The sequence below is a fragment of the Dactylosporangium roseum genome (assembly GCF_025264685.1).
In the GTDB taxonomy this organism is placed as follows: Bacteria; Actinomycetota; Actinomycetes; order Mycobacteriales; family Micromonosporaceae; genus Dactylosporangium; species Dactylosporangium roseum.
Genome location: NZ_CP073721.1, coordinates 7,263,022 through 7,276,826, shown reverse-complemented (window position 1 = coordinate 7,276,826; position 13,805 = coordinate 7,263,022). Strand labels below are relative to the sequence as shown.

At 72.3% G+C, this 13,805-nt stretch carries 10 protein-coding genes; 6 read left to right on the top strand and 4 right to left on the bottom strand.

Going from position 1 to position 13,805, the window contains the following annotated elements:
• Positions 1-17 precede the first annotated feature (17 nt).
• Positions 18-437, bottom strand: a complete 420-nt coding sequence (locus Drose_RS34055) for a roadblock/LC7 domain-containing protein (protein WP_260725349.1) — start codon at positions 435-437, stop codon at positions 18-20.
• Positions 434-3,367, bottom strand: a complete 2,934-nt coding sequence (locus Drose_RS34050) for a sensor histidine kinase (RefSeq protein ID WP_260725348.1) — start codon at positions 3,365-3,367, stop codon at positions 434-436. The genes Drose_RS34055 and Drose_RS34050 overlap by 4 nt, the downstream gene beginning before the upstream one ends.
• Before the next feature lie 317 nt (positions 3,368-3,684).
• Here Drose_RS34050 and Drose_RS34045 point away from each other — a divergent pair, with 317 nt between their 5' ends.
• Positions 3,685-4,953 (top strand): ABC transporter substrate-binding protein, encoded by a 1,269-nt coding sequence (locus tag Drose_RS34045; protein WP_260725347.1) that lies wholly within the window; start codon positions 3,685-3,687, stop codon positions 4,951-4,953.
• Here Drose_RS34045 and Drose_RS34040 read toward each other — a convergent pair.
• On the bottom strand, positions 4,943-6,166 hold the full coding sequence (locus tag Drose_RS34040) for a M48 family metalloprotease (protein WP_260725346.1): 1,224 nt from the start codon (positions 6,164-6,166) through the stop codon (positions 4,943-4,945). The two genes, Drose_RS34045 and Drose_RS34040, sit on opposite strands and share 11 nt — an antisense overlap.
• Before the next feature lie 98 nt (positions 6,167-6,264).
• Between Drose_RS34040 and Drose_RS34035 the strand changes: the two genes are divergently transcribed.
• The 5 genes from Drose_RS34035 (at position 6,265) to Drose_RS34015 (ending at position 12,461) form a co-directional block, all read left to right on the top strand.
• On the top strand, positions 6,265-7,929 hold the full coding sequence (locus Drose_RS34035; protein ID WP_260725345.1) for a GMC family oxidoreductase: 1,665 nt from the start codon (positions 6,265-6,267) through the stop codon (positions 7,927-7,929).
• Positions 7,930-7,940: 11 nt separating this feature from the next.
• Positions 7,941-9,494: a glutamine-hydrolyzing GMP synthase gene (guaA, locus tag Drose_RS34030; RefSeq protein WP_260725344.1), complete on the top strand. Its 1,554-nt coding sequence runs from the start codon at positions 7,941-7,943 to the stop codon at positions 9,492-9,494.
• Between the two features lie 61 nt (positions 9,495-9,555).
• Positions 9,556-10,491 (top strand): NUDIX domain-containing protein, encoded by a 936-nt coding sequence (locus tag Drose_RS34025; protein WP_260725343.1) that lies wholly within the window; start codon positions 9,556-9,558, stop codon positions 10,489-10,491.
• Between the two features lie 4 nt (positions 10,492-10,495).
• Positions 10,496-11,200 (top strand): NUDIX hydrolase, encoded by a 705-nt coding sequence (locus Drose_RS34020; RefSeq protein WP_260725342.1) that lies wholly within the window; start codon positions 10,496-10,498, stop codon positions 11,198-11,200.
• Between the two features lie 304 nt (positions 11,201-11,504).
• Complete coding sequence (locus tag Drose_RS34015) at positions 11,505-12,461, top strand: CDP-alcohol phosphatidyltransferase family protein (protein WP_260729915.1); 957 nt, start codon at positions 11,505-11,507, stop codon at positions 12,459-12,461.
• A gap of 73 nt (positions 12,462-12,534) precedes the next feature.
• Here Drose_RS34015 and Drose_RS34010 read toward each other — a convergent pair whose 3' ends face one another.
• Entirely contained in the window at positions 12,535-13,767 is a 1,233-nt protein-coding gene (locus Drose_RS34010) for a phosphatidylserine decarboxylase (RefSeq protein WP_260725341.1), read from the bottom strand.
• Positions 13,768-13,805 lie beyond the last annotated feature (38 nt).

The following is a 13,805-nucleotide window of genomic DNA, read 5'->3' as shown; positions in this document are numbered from 1 at the left end:
GCACGGCCAGCGGATACTCAGCGTGGAAGGGCCTGTTGGAGCTCGGCGCGCAGGGCCGGCGTCAGCATCTCGCCCGTCTGCTTGGCCAGGCGGGCCATCTCGTAGCCGACGACGCCGATGTCGGCGTCGCGGCCGGCCAGCACCGCCAGGATGGAGCCGTCGCGGATCGACATGACGAGGAAGTAGCCCTGGCCCATCTCGACGACGGTCTGCTTCACCTCGTCGCCGTCGAAGATGCGCGCGGCGCCGCTGGTGACGCTCACCAGGCCGGACGTGACCGCGGCCAGTTGGTCGGCACTGTCTCGCGGCAGGTGGTCGGAGACGGCCACGAGCAGGCCGTCCGACGAGACCACCACCGCATGCGCGATACCGGGCACCCGCTCGGTGAACGCGTTGATCAACCAGCTCAGGTCCCGTGCTTGTTGGCTCAGGGTCACGCCGTGCTCCCTCGATGATCGTTGATCGGCACCGTGGGCACCTCGTCCTCGTTCGCGGCCCGGTGCACGCCGCTGTAGAACCGGGTGAGCATGTTGCTGACGCTCGCCGGGTCCGGCTCTGTGTGTTGGCTGATCGTAAGTGGCTGCGTGACGTCGGGGGCGGGAGCCGGTCCGGTGTCGTCGCCCGGCAACTGCGCCAGCGGAACCCGGATGGGCAGGCCGGCGCCGCTGGTGCCGGCGGTCACCGGCGTGCGTTGTGTGGGGATCACCGGCGCCGCCGCGGGTGCGTCACCGGCACCGCCGCGCGACCACCAGCGGGTGCCCTTGCTCGCCGGGACAGCGTTGCCCCGTGTGGCCGCACCGATGATGTCCTCGGCGCGGTTCGGACCGCGCCGGGCGGCGGTGGCCGGACCGCCGTTCGCCGATCGTTGCCCGGGTGGTCCGGACGCCGGCGCGCCCGACACCGGAGTATCCGGCACCGACGCACCCGGGCTCCGATCCTCCGGATTCGGCGCCCCGGCCACCGGGGCCGAAGCGGCAGGAGCCGCGGAGACGGGTGCCGCGGACACGGGTACAGCCGACACCGGCGCCGCGGAGACGGGCTCCGCGGAGACGGGTACAGCCGACAGCGGCGCCGCGGAGACGGGCCGCGCGGATGCGGGCGCGCCCGAGACGGGCTGTGCCGACGCGAGGGTGCCGGAGACGGGCTGTGCGGAGGCCGGTGCGTCGGACAGGGGCCGGTCCGGGGAGGCGTGCGCCGACGAGGCCACCGGCCATGTCGTCGTCACCACGGGGACGCCGGGCAGCGGGGGTGCGGCCACGGCCGGTACATCCGCCGCCGGACGAGGCTCGTCGGTCTCGGCACCCGCCGGAACGGGCCGCCCCGGCAGCGCCGGCGCGACCGGCGTCGGTGAACCTGCCGCCGACGGCGCCGACGGCAGCGGCGGCCGCGCGATGTCCTCCACCGCGATCGGTAGCCGGCCGGGCCCGGACAGCCGGTTGCCGGCGCCGCCGTAGAGGCCGGCGTCCTCCGGCGGGGCCGCGAGCAGCTTCGCCGGCAGGGTCACGAATGCGGTGACCCCCTCGTCGGTGGCGGTGAGGTGCACGTGGACCCCGTGCCGGTCCGCGAGGTGGCCGACCACCACCAGACCCATCCGCTCCGACGCCGCGACGTCGATGGCGATCGGGGTGGAGACGCGTTCGTTGGCGTCGACGAGGCCGGCCTCGGTCATCCCGATGCCCTTGTCCTCGATGACGATCGTCGCGTCCTTGGTGCCCTGGCCGGGCCAGCCGGAGACGGTGACGACCGTGTCCGGCGGGGAGAACGTGGTCGCGTTTTCCAGCAGCTCGGCGAGCAGGTGCACGACGTCGGCGACAGCGTGCCCGACGATGTGGACGTCGTTGGACACGTCGTGCCGAATCCGGGCGTACTGCTCGATCTCCGCCATCGCGGCGAGGGTGACCGCGGACAGGGAGACCGGCTGCGCCCACCGGCGCGTGGCCTCACTGCCGGCGAGGACGAGCAGGTTTTCGTCGTTGCGGCGCATGCGCGTCGCGAGGTGGTCGAGGCGGAACAGGTTGGCGAGCTGGTCGGGGTCGGTCTCCGCCGACTCGAGCTGGTCGAGCAACTGGAGCTGGCGTTCGACCAGGGTCTGCGACCGGCGGGCCAGGTTGACGAACATCGAGTTGACGTTGCGCCGCATGACCGCCTGCTCGACGGCCAGGCTGACCGCGCTGCGATGTACGGCGGTGAACGCGTCCGCCACCTCACCGATCTCGTCGGACGACCGCACCCGCGTCGTCGTGTCGACCGTGACGGTCTCACCGCGGGGGAGCGTCCGCAGCCGTTGGATGGCCTCGGGCAACCGGTGCTGGGCCACGTCGAGGGCCTGGGCGCGCAACTGCCGCAGCGAGCGGGCCATCGACCGGCCGATGAGCCAGGAGAGCAGCAGCGCGAGGAGCATGACGAGGACGATGGCCGAGGTCGCGAGGAACGCGGCGTTGCGCTCGTCGGTGCTTCGCTGCGCCGCGCCCTCGATGGCGTCTTCGAGCAGCTCCATCTCGATGGTGCGGATGTACTCGAGCTCGCTGGTGCTCGCCAGCCACCACTCCTCGGGCGTCACGCCGACCGCGGCGCCCTGCGCGCGGGCGATGATCTGCTGCTGGAGGCGGGCGACGGCGGAGACCGCCGACTGGCGGAGGTTGCGGTCGTAGAGGGCGAGGTGCCGCGGGCTGGCGGACGAGCGGAACCTCTCGACGGCGGCGACCTGGCGGGCCTGGATCTCCGAGAACGTCTCGAAGTCGTCGGGGGAGAACTTGCCGGCGCTGGTGGCGGCGAAGATCCGGCCGCGTAGCTGGTCCTTCAGCTCCTTGGCCTCGGCGAGGTCCAGCAGTGAGGAGATCTCGCCGACCGACTGCGAGTCGCCGCCGATGTCGGGACGGTCGGGGACCAGGTCGAACAGGTGCTGGATGGTGGTCGAGTAGAGGTCGAACACGGCCTCTTCACGCAACCAGCGCGACTTCACGCCCTCCCGGACCAGGGCCAGATCCTGGAAGTCGGCGGTGACACGGTCCTGCGTCTGGCCGAACATCGGGTTCTGTGCCAGCGGGCGGGCAGCCTTGGAGAACGCGGCGAGGGCCGCGTCGGTCTGCGCGTAGTCGACGGCCAGTTCCTGACTGTTCGAAGTCGAGCCGCCCGGCGCGGCGGCGGTCGACTTGGCGAGCACGCCGGCCGTTCGGTCCCTTTCGAGCTGCAACTGGTGGATGAGATCGGTGAGCTGGCGGCCGACCTTGACGCCCTGGGCGAACTGGTCCAGCTTCGATGCGTCCTGGACGGAGGCGTTGATCTGCACCCCGGCGATGACGAGGAAGGCGACGGCGGGCAGCACGAGGACCGCCGCGAGCTTCGTCGGCACACGCCAGTCGCGCACCCGAAAGAGCGATGCGCTGCGTCGCTGCGGCTCCCCGGGCCGCCGGCGACGGTGGCTGTTCACCTTCATCACGACGGCGGGAGCCCTCGTGGAAGGCGGCGAAGCGAAGGTCTGCACCCCTCACACCTTTCGCATGCGTCAGCACGCCGCCGGAGCAGCGTGCGGCCCTATCAAACCAGGGTTGAGACCGGTAACCAACCGCATCACTGTGGCGCAGGTCACAATACTTGATGCTCGACGCCGGGGTTGCTCCGCCTTGACCGGAGGGGAAGGATACGGCCGACCGACCACCCGCGCGCCGCAAGGAGTCCGACGCCGTGCTCACCCGGGGCCGCAGGCCCGCAGTGACCGCCCTGGTGCTGGCGTCGGCGTTGCTCATGGCCGCCTGCACGGGTGGCAAGCACCCGGCGCCCAAGGTGCCGCCGACGATCGCCATCGGGCTGCTGGTGCCGACGAGCGGCGCCAACGCCGCTCTGGGTCAGCAGGCCACGCTGGGCGCCAAGCTGGCGGTCGAGCTGGTCAACCAGGACTTCGAGGGCCTGCGGCTGCCGCTGCCGCTCGGTCCGGGCGCCGGCCTGCGCAACGGCACCAAGCTCACGCTCATCGTCGGCAACACCGAGAGCGCGCCGGAGAAGGTCGAGAAGGAGGCCTCCCGGCTGGTCTCCGAGGGCGCGGTCGGGCTGGTGCTCGCCGACACCATCGACGTCGCCTCGCCCGCCGGGCGCGAGACCGATCTGATCGGCGTCTCCCTCGTCGACGCGCTGAGCACCTCGGACACGTTCGCGCAGCTCAACCGCACCGCACACTTCCGCATTCAGCCGAGCGACCAGCAGATGGTCGCCACCGCGCTCGGCCTGCTGTTCCGGGAGCGGGACACCCCGACGCAGTTCAAGCGGATCGTCACCGCCGCCGGGACGCCGACCGGCGCGCTCGGCCAGGAGGTCAACCTCCTGAGGAACTCGATCGAGGATCTGAGCCTGGCCGCCGGCTACGAGGTGGCGGGCAAGGACAAGGTGCTGCCGCTCTCCGGGCCGAACGCGGGCCAGTCCGACGGCAAGGTCGTGAAGGGCGACGCCGTCCTCGCCGTCGTCACCAGCCCCGCCGAGGCGGCCGCCGCCAACGAACTGGCCACCGCGCTCAAGGGCACCGCACCGGTCATCGCGCTCGGCCCGGCGGTCGGCGCCTTCGACGCGCTCAAGAACGGCAACGGTTCGCAGGCGTTGCGGGCCGCCGGTTGGTCCAGCGAGTTCGCCGGACGCAACCCGATCGCGCAGGTGGTCAGCGGCATGTACGAGCAGGCGTTCCAAGCCAAGCTGACCGACGTCGCCGCGGCGGCGTTCACCGCGACGATGGTGCTCGCGCTGGCGATGGACCAGGTCACCGAATTCACGCCGCAGTCGGTGCGCGGCGCGGTGCAGCAGATGTCGCTGCCGGCCACGCAGACGATCATGCCGTGGAACGGTGTCCGGTTCGACGGCAACGGCTACAACCGGCTCGCCGCCGGCATCGTCGAGCAGTACATGCCCAACGGATACCTGGTGGTCCACCCGGCCGAGCTGGCCACGACGCCGACCGTCACGCTGTAGGCGTCGCGCCGAGGTGGTGCCGCAGTTCCTCGGGGCGGCGGACCAGCTCGTTGAGGTCGAGCAGCTCGCCGTCGGGTCCGATCAGCCGCCGGGCGAGCAGCGGGTGCTCGCGCCGCCAGCCCTTCCGCAGCAGTGTGTACTCCACCACGACGGCCAGCAGGGCCGCGCCCATCCAGGCGGGCGGTTGGGCGTCGTCCTCGGTGACCGGGTCCAGCCCCCGCCGGGCCCGCTCCACGTCGACGGGCCGGCGCAGCAGCGTGCCGGCGAGCTCGTCGCGGTTGTCCGGCGCCCGGCCGAGGACGGCGTGCACCGCCTCGACGTAGCCGCGGGCCTGATGTTCCACCTCGATCAGGTACACGTCGACGGGCAGGTCGGCGAAGCGGGTCCATGGTGCTTCGTCGGGGAGTACCGCCTCCGCGAGGGCCCGCTCCTCGTCCGCGGACAGCTCGTCCAGCCCCGGTGCCTCGGGCGGCAGGGTCACCAGCGGTCCCGGGTCCAGCGCGCGCAGCTCCGCGGCCAGCCCCGGATGCCGGTCCGGCAGCGCGGCGCATACCCCGGCCGGGTCGTGCGCGGGGGCGCCCCAGCGCTCCAGCCGCAGCCGCCAGCCCGCGTGCAGGTCGGCGATGCGCACCGCGGAGCCGTCGACGACGCGGGTGCCCTCGGCGGCGGCGAACGCGGTGAACACCTCGGCGATCGTGGCGGCCCGCAGCAGGGCGAGCGCGGCGTCCTCGACGGCGGACAGCCCGCCGCCGGCCGCGGTGACCGCCGCCGCGTCACGCACCTGCTCGGCCTCGGCGAGCAGGGACGCCGTGGCGGACAGGAGCTTCGCGTGCCGGGCCGCGGCCTTGTCCGATCCCGGCTCGCGCAGCCGGGCGTCGAGCAGGCCGCGAACCAGGTCGGGATGGCGGGACGCGGGCAGTGCCAGCTCGTGGGTCAGCACGACGCGTAGCTGATCGGCGGTGAGGCCCCAGATCAGCGGCACGCCGACGACCAGCTCGCCGTCGTGGTGGCGCACGACGGGGGCGCCGTCGAGCCGCACTGAGACCGGCGGCGGCACGTCGGCGTATTTCGTCGCCTCGATCACCACCGAGTGCAGCGCGGGATGGCGGCTGGCCCCCACCGGGAGGAGCAGCCCCGAGCTGCGCGGCGCCGGGCTGTTTCCCAGCAGCCGGCGACCACGCCAGACGGCCAGCCCGCCGGGAAGTCTCGCCATGATGCCTCAGTTTGCCGCAGAACGGCCGCGTGATGAAGCAGGCGCTTCGATGTCGGTGAGCTCTTCCCCACAAGTTACTCGTGAGTCACTATGGGGCCGTGCGATACGACGTGGTGGTCGTCGGTTCCGGCTTCGGCGGCAGCGTGGCCGCCTTGCGACTGGCCGAGAAGGGATACTCCGTCGCGGTGCTGGAGGCCGGCCGCCGCTTCGCCGACGACGAGTTTCCCAAGACGTCCTGGGACGCCGGACGCTTCCTGTGGGCGCCGGCGCTGGGCTGCTACGGCATCCAGCGGATCACGCTGCTGCGCAACGTCCTCGTGCTGGCCGGCGCCGGCGTGGGCGGTGGTTCGCTCGTCTACGCCAACACGCTGTACCGCCCGTGGCAGCCCTTCTACGACGACCCGCAGTGGCGGGACATCACCGACTGGAAGGCCGAGCTCGAGCCGTTCTACGACCAGGCGGAGCGGATGCTCGGCATGATCACGTACCGCGGGATGACCCGCGCCGACGTGGCGATCCGCACCGTCGCCGAGCGGATGGGCGTCGGCGGATCGTTCCATCAGACGCCGGTGGGCGTCTACTTCGGCCCCTCGGGCGTCGACCCGTACTTCGGCGGCGCCGGCCCGCTGCGCCAGAGCTGCGAGCACTGCGGCTCGTGCATGACCGGCTGCCGGGTCGGGGCTAAGAACACCCTGGTCAAGAACTACCTGTACCTCGCCGAGCGGCTCGGCGTGACCGTGTACCCGCTGACCACGGTCACCGCGGTTCGGCCCGGCGGCGCCGGCTACCGCGTCGAGACGCGCGGCACCGACCGGCGCCGCCGGCGCCAGACGTTCGAGGCCGGCCAGGTCGTCTTCGCCGCGGGCGCGCTGGGCACCCAGCGTCTGCTGCACCGGCTCAAGGCCGACGGCGTGCTGCCGAACCTCTCCCGCCGGCTCGGCGCGCTGACCCGGACCAACTCCGAGTCGATCGTCGGCGCCCGGTCGCTGCGCAAGGACGCCGACTTCACCGACGGGGTCGCGATCACCAGCTCGTTCCACCCGGACGCGAGCACGCACATCGAGCCGGTCCGCTACGGTCCCGGCTCCAACGCGATGGGCCTGCTCCAGACGGTGCTCACCGACGGTGGCCCGTGGCGGCCGCTGCGCTGGTTCGGCGCGTTCTTCCGGCACCCGGTCAAGCATCTGCGGGCGCTCTCGGTGCGCCGCTGGTCGCACCAGACCATCATCGCGCTGGTGATGCAGTCGCTGGACAACTCGCTGAACGTGCACTACCGCCGCTCGTGGACCGGCCGGCGCCGGCTCACCACGACGCAGGGGCACGGCGAGCCCAACCCGGCCTGGATTCCGGCCGGCAACCGGGCGGTGCGCCTGCTGGCCGAGGAGATCGGCGGGATGCCGGGCGGTAGCTGGTCCGAGGTGTTCAACATCCCGGTGACGGCGCACATCCTGGGCGGCGCGGCGATCGGCGCGTCGCCGGACGAGGGGGTCGTCGACCCGTACCACCGCGTCTTCGGCCATCCCGGCCTGCACGTCGTCGATGGGGCGACGGTCTCGGCCAACCTGGGCGTCAACCCGTCGCTGACGATCACGGCCCAGGCCGAGCGGGCGATGTCGATGTGGCCGAACCGCGGCGAGGCGGATCCCCGCCCGCCGCTGGGCGCGCCATATGTCCCGGTGCCACCGGTCGCGCCGGCGGCGCCCGCCGTGCCGGACGGGGCTCCGGCCGCCCTGAGACGCAGGTCACCCGGGGGCGCCGACTAGGCTTGGTGCCCATGACCACGCCGCCGCCGGTTCTCGTCGTCGACTTCGGCGCCCAATATGCCCAGTTGATCGCGCGCCGCGTGCGCGAGGCCCACGTCTACTCCGAGATCGTCCCGCACTCCATGCCGGTCGCGGAGATGCTCGCCAAGCGCCCAGCGGCGATTATCTTGTCCGGCGGCCCGTCGTCGGTCTACGAGGACGGCGCACCGCGGGTCGACCCGGCGCTGTTCGGCGCCGGCGTGCCGGTCTTCGGCATCTGCTACGGCTTCCAGGCGATGGCTGTCGCCCTGCGGGGCGAGGCGAGCCACACCGGGCTGCGCGAGTTCGGCGGCACGCGGTTGCGCGTCACCGGCAGCGGCGGCGTCCTGCTGCGCGACCTGCCAGAGGAGCAGTCGGTCTGGATGAGCCACGGCGACTGCGTGACCGCGGCCCCGGCCGGCTTCACGGTCACCGCCGGCTCCCCGGGCGCTCCCGTCGCCGCGTTCGAGGACCTCGACCGCCGCCTGGCCGGCGTGCAGTTCCACCCCGAGGTGGCGCACACCGTGCACGGGCAGCACATCCTCAAGCGGTTCCTCTACGACGTCGCCGGCATCGAGCCGACCTGGACGTCCAACAACATCATCGACGAGCAGGTCGAGGCGATCCGGGCCCGCGTCGGCAACAAGCGCGTGCTCTGCGCGCTCTCCGGCGGTGTCGACTCGGCCGTGGCCGCGGCCCTGGTGCAGAAGGCCGTCGGCGACCAGCTCACCTGCGTGTTCGTCGACCACGGCCTGCTGCGCGCCGGTGAGGCCGAGCAGGTCGAGAAGGACTACGTGGCGGCGACCGGCATCACGCTGAAGGTGGTCGACGCGTCGCGGCGGTTCCTCGGCGCGCTGGCCGGCGTGACCGACCCCGAGCAGAAGCGCAAGATCGTCGGCCGGGAGTTCATCCGGGTCTTCGAGCAGGCAGCGCGTGAGCTGGAGGCCGCGGACCACGTCGAGTTCCTCGTGCAGGGCACGCTCTACCCGGACGTCGTCGAGTCCGGCGGCGGGACGGGCACCGCCAACATCAAGTCGCACCACAACGTCGGCGGCCTCCCCGAAGACCTGAAGTTCCAGCTCGTCGAGCCGCTGCGGACGCTCTTCAAGGACGAGGTCCGCCAGATCGGCGCGGCCCTCGGCCTGCCGGAGGAGATCGTCATGCGCCACCCGTTCCCGGGTCCTGGCCTGTCGATCCGCATCATCGGCGCCGTCGACGAGGAGCGCCTCGCCATCCTGCGGGCGGCCGACCTCATCGCCCGCGAGGAGCTGACCGCCGCCGGCCTCGACCGCAGCGTCTGGCAGTTCCCGGTCGTGCTGCTCGCCGATGTCCGCAGCGTCGGTGTCCAGGGGGACGGCCGCACGTATGGTCACCCGATCGTGTTGCGTCCGGTCTCCAGCGACGACGCGATGACGGCCGACTGGTCCCGCCTGCCGCACGAGCTCATTGCCAAGATTTCGACCCGGATAACCAACGAGGTCCGGGAGATCAACCGCGTGGTCGTGGATGTTACGTCCAAGCCGCCGGGCACCATTGAATGGGAATGAATCACCTTTCAGGCGGCGGTCACCCTTGCCAGGCCCGGCAAATGCCGGACAATTTACCGACGTGACTCCTGCGCTCCAGCCGCTTCGGCGCATCGCGGCCTACTGTGTCTGCGCCGACGGCGACGACATCCTGCTGGTGCGGGCCTCGGCGAAGTCCGGCACGCCCGGCGTCTGGTCGCTGCCCGGCGGTGCGGTCGACCACGGTGAAAACCCGGTCGACACCGTCGTCCGCGAGACTGCCGCCGAGACCGGGCTGTCCGTCGCGGTGGTGAAACTGCGTGACGTGCTCGCCGACATGCGGGCACTGCCGGCGCGCAGCCTGACGATTCACACCGACCGGCTGATCTACGAGGTGACGGTGCGCGGCGGCGCGCTGCGCGACCGCGTCGGCCAGCCGACCGACCTCGCCCGATGGGTGACCGTCGAGGAGGCGAAGAAACTGCCGCTGCGCCGGTTCACCGCCGACGCGCTCGGCCTGCCCGACGCCGCCACCGACATCCGGCCCGACGGTGTGCCCGAGGTCCCCTCGTTCTACGCCGTGCCCGGCCCCGACGGCCTGCACCGGGCGCAGCGGTTCGCCGCCTACGCGGTCTGCACCGACCGGCGCAACCGGGTGCTGCTCACGCGCATCGCCGACGGGTATCCGGGTGGTGGCTCCTGGCACCTGCCCGGCGGCGGCACCGACTTCGGCGAGCAGCCGGGTGTCGCGCTCATCCGCGAGCTGGTCGAGGAGACCGGCCAGGAGGGCCGCATCGTCGAGCTACTCGGCGTCGCCAGCCACCGTGACGCGGCGCAGCTCGGCCCGGAGGGGTATCCGATCGACTGGCACGGTGTCCGCGCGTTCTACCGCGTCCAGGTCGCTCGCTCCAGTCGCCCGGTCATCCGCGACGTCGGCGGCTCGACCGCCGAGGCCCGCTGGTTCGACCCCGAGGACCTGGACGAACTCCCATTGACCGAGGTCACCGAGGAAGCCCTGCGCGGCGTCGGCTTACGCTGAGATCATGACCCGTGCGCGCGTGATCACCGCCTACGGCCGGTTGGCCGGTTCGACATCCGAGATCGGTGGCCCGATCCGGCACGGTGAGAACCCGGCGTCCGCGGTGGTCCGGCTTTTCGCGGAGCTCCAAGGGCGGTCGGTGGCCGTTCGGGCGGTACGTGACGTGCGTGCCATCGTGACCCCTGCGTCGCACGAGGACCGGATCGTCTTCGACGTGGTGCCCGCCGACGGGGTGCCCGAGATCGTCCCCGAGCCGGTGGAGGGCGACGGCGCCATGCCGAAGGGGCAGCGGTTCGCCGCGTACGGGTTCGCGACCGACCCCCGCGGGCGGGTCCTGCTCACCGAGATCGCCCGCGGATACCCCGGCGCTGGACGATGGCACCTGCCCGGTGGGGGTACGGACATCGGCGAGCAGCCGGGGGAGGCGCTGCTCCGTGAACTGTTCGAGGAGACCGGGCAACGGGGTGAGATCACGGGGCTGCTCGGCGTGACCCACCGCCGGAGCCCCGGTGCGATCGGGCCGGAGGGGCACCCGATCAACTGGCACGCGGTGCGGGCGCTGTACCGGGTGGAGGTGCCCGTGCCGTCGCCACCCACGGTGACGGAGGCGGCCGGCGGGTCGACCGCGACCGCGGCGTGGTTCACGCTCGAGGAATTGCCTGGACTGCCCACCACGGAGGTCGTCCAGTGGGCCGTCACGCCTCCGTGACGGCGTAGTGACGAGGATCGCTAAAATGGACGAAAGGTCAACTTTCGGCTACGCTCAGTAGTCCTCATGTTCGCCTTCCTTTGGCGGTTTCCCGCCTGAGGCATCGCCAACCGCGACCTGATATGCGATGGTGTAGATCGCGAGATGGTCTCGCGAAAACGGATACAGGGGGCCAAATAACCCCCTGATTGATACCGTGGGAACCCCGTTCCTACATGGAGGATCAGTGCCGAGAGCACCTTGGCAGCGACGACGCACCACGGACAGCCCGCGTCCGGGAGGGGGCCGGCAATGGGCAGGACGGCTGCGGCGCAGCGGTTCACTGGCCCGCCAGGTGCTCTTCGCCGGACGGGCCGGGCGCCGCGGTGACGGCAATATCGCGGGAGCCACCTCGCTGGTCGTTCCGCCCGCAGAGACCGACGTCCGCTCCGGACGGGTCCGTCTCCCGCGCCTTCGCATGCGTCGTCGTGACGGACTGTCACGAGACGTCGTCGCCGTCGCGCCGGTCAGCCCCGCCATGCCGGCGTCCGCCCCGGCGCTGGCCGAGGAAGAGCAGTCGCTCAGCATCCCGCTGCTACCGGGTGAGCGCACGGTCGCCCGGCGTATCCGGTTCGCGCTTGTCAACGCCTGCACCATCAGCAGCCTCATGCTGGGCCTGTCGGCGATCTTCATCGCGATCAACCACGGCGACGTCCGCGCGGCGGCCGGCCTGCTGATCGCGTGTGTCGTCTTCGACGGCCTCGACGGCTTCCTCGCCCGCCGCCTCGGCGTGGCCAGCCCGTTCGGCGCTCAGATGGACTCGCTCGCCGACATGTGCTCGTTCGGCCTGGCCGCGCCCGTCGTGGTCTACGCCTGGCTCAACGGCTCCGCTCCGAGTCTTGTCCTGGTGCCCGCCTGCGCCCTGGTCGCCGCGTGCGCCGCGATCCGCCTCGCCCGGTTCAACGTGTCGCCGAAGGACGGCCGCTTCTTCTGCGGTGTGCCGACCACGATGTGTGCGGCGGTGCTCGCCCTGGGCACGCTGATCGCGCCCGAGATGCCCCCGGTCGTCCGGGTCGCCGGCGTGGCACTGCTCGGCCTGGCCATGGTGTCCAGCTTCCCGTATGCGAAGCTCGCCCGACTGGCGAAGCTGCCGCCGTGGCTCCTGGTCCTGCCGGTCATCGGCGCCCTGGTGGACTACCGGATCACCTTCGTGGCGGTCGTCCTGGCCTACCTGGTCAGCGGCCCGGTCCTCTGGCTCCGCCAGCGCACCCAGCCCGCTTAGCGCCGCTCTCGACCGACAGAAGCGCCCCGGCCCTTGCGCGAAGGACCGGGGCGCTTCTGTCGGCCGGGGCCGATCAGACCCAGGTGGCGATCACCGTCTCGCCGCCGACGACGCGGTCGCCCGGGGCCACCGCCGGAATCGCCTTGTCGGCCGGCAGATAGACGTCGGTGCGCGAACCGAAGCGGATCAGGCCGAACCGCTCGCCCTTGGCGAGCAGCGAGCCGACCGGGGCACGCTGCACGATCCGCCGGGCGATCAGGCCCGTGCGCTGGACCACCACGACCGGGCCATGGGCCGTCTCCAGCAGCGTGTAGGCGGCCACGTTGTGCTCGGCCTCCGGCTTCATCGCCGCGGCGTATCCGCCGTCCTCCACGAAGTAGTCGACCACCTTGCCGGCCACGGGCGAGCGGTTGACGTGCACGTCCAGCACCGACAGGAAGACCGCGATCCGGAGGAACTCCGTCTCGCCGAAGCGCTGGTCGTGCATCCGCTCCACGCCGAGGACCTTGCCGTCGCTGGCGGCCACCACGGCGTTCGGGTCTTCCGGGGCCTCGCGCTGCGGGTCGCGGAAGAACGCCGCCACCGGAGCCGCGGCCAGCGCGGGCACCAGCCACAGTTTGGACTTCGGGCGGGCGGCCTTGGCCAGGGCGGCCAGGCCCAGCGCGATCCCCGCGGCGGCCACGCCGTTGGAGTCGATGTTCATGCCACGGGTCAGCGGAACGCTCGACGGCCGCAGGGCGGGCAGCAGATTGGCGGCCAAGGCGTGGTCGGCCGGGGTGTGGCGCAGCCGGTGGACGCGGACCGGCGGCACGTTGCGCAGGACCAGGTCGCTGCCGACGCCGTAGAGGGCGGCCTGGCGCTCGACCTCGTCGGCCGCGCCGCTGGGCATGCGGGTCGCCGGGACGACGACCGTGAGCACGCCGCCGGTGGTGACCAGCTTGCTCAGCGTGCCGAGCACCTCACGCGCTTCCTCGGCGCCGCCGGTGAGCGGCTCGGCGTGGATCACCACGTCGGCCGGCTCGGCGGCGTCGAGGGAGTCGGCCACCCGGGTGCGCTCGGCCACCCAGCGGCCCTGCCGCTCCACGTGCTCGCGTAGGGCGGCCGCGCCTCCGGCGCCGGAGGCGACGACGGTCAGCCGGTCTTCGGGCAGCAGCGCGTCGATCGCGGCGGCCAGGGCGGCGGAACCGGCGGCCGCGCCGACCAGCAGGCCGGTCTTGGGGCCGCTGTGGCGGGCGAGCTCGGAGGCAAGAACCCGGGCGGCGCGGTCACCGATCTGGACCGGGCGGCCAACGGGAAACTGGGTCATCTCGGAAAGACTCCTCGCAAAGTATCGGCCGGCGGGGT